This is a genomic window from Mesorhizobium sp. LNHC229A00, from assembly GCF_000502415.1.
In the GTDB taxonomy this organism is placed as follows: domain Bacteria; phylum Pseudomonadota; class Alphaproteobacteria; order Rhizobiales; family Rhizobiaceae; genus Mesorhizobium.
In genome coordinates this window covers 1-259 of sequence record NZ_AYWQ01000258.1, presented here as the reverse complement: position 1 = coordinate 259, position 259 = coordinate 1, and the positions used below count along the sequence as shown (strand labels likewise).

Here is a 259-nt window from a genome sequence, read left to right as displayed (position 1 = left end):
CACAACGCTCTTCCGATCTCGTGCCGGTGCCGGTGCGGTCGCCGCGATCGGCGCCGTTGTCCAGCACATGCTGCAGGAGGTCGAGATACTGGCGCATCGGTTCGGGGCTCGATTCGGGATCTCGTCGATCATACCGCATATAGGCGCTGACGCCACGCTTGTCTGAGATCGTCCCCATTCAGCAGGGAACGAAGCCTGCCCAGAATCCTCCCCGGCGAACCGGAAGCGCGGAAATCGCCAGCCGGCCGCCAGAATGAGT

Annotated in this window: 1 protein-coding gene; it reads right to left on the bottom strand. The window is 63.7% G+C overall.

The features are described from left to right. A partial coding sequence (locus X742_RS1000000176385; RefSeq protein ID WP_245275674.1) for a thymidylate synthase occupies positions 1–97 on the bottom strand: 97 nt, incomplete at its 3' end. Positions 98–259 lie beyond the last annotated feature (162 nt).